Consider the following 570-nt stretch of genomic DNA (forward strand, 5'->3'; position numbering starts at 1 on the left):
ATCGACGGCGAAACGCGCGGCCGCCAGCGCGTCGGTGAGCGACTGCGCCAGGGAGGGATTGTCTTCGACCAGCAGCACGCGCATCGCGACCTCGGGAAATCCATGACGAAACGGACGCTATTGTGGCCCGAAACGAAAGCAGACTGAAAGTGCCCGCCGCTTACGATCCGCGTCACACAAACGAACACAATCCCGCCCGGGGTTTCATCTGGAGGAAGACATGCAGCACGCAAAGACAGGCCGCGCGGCCGTTCTGGCCACCGCCGCCCTGCTCGCCGCCGGCGCCGCGCAGGCGCAGGTGCCGGCCGGTTATCCGGGTAACTACCAGGGCGTGATCGACGCCGCGAAGCAGGAAGGCCGGCTGATCGTCTACTCGACCACCGACACCAGCCTGGTGCGCCCGCTGATCAAGGACTTCGAGAGCCTGTACGGCGTCAAGGTCGAGTACAACGACATGAACAGCACCGAGCTGTACAACCGCTACATCAGCGAGAACGCGGCGAAGAGCACCAGCGCCGACGTGCTGTGGAGCTCGGCGATGGACCTGCAGATCAAGCTCGTCAACGACGG

2 pseudogenes are annotated in these 570 nt (G+C 64.4%); one reads left to right on the top strand and one right to left on the bottom strand.

What is annotated here, in order from left to right:
* Window positions 1-84: pseudogene (locus tag FQ755_RS05085) on the bottom strand (response regulator transcription factor); the annotation flags it as partial.
* 136 nt (window positions 85-220) lie between these two features.
* Here FQ755_RS05085 and FQ755_RS05090 point away from each other — a divergent pair.
* Window positions 221-570 (top strand): annotated as a pseudogene (locus tag FQ755_RS05090) (ABC transporter substrate-binding protein); the annotation flags it as partial.

Origin of the sequence: Paraburkholderia sp. BCC1885, from assembly GCF_900996235.1 — a bacterium.
Lineage (GTDB): Bacteria > Pseudomonadota > Gammaproteobacteria > Burkholderiales > Burkholderiaceae > Paraburkholderia.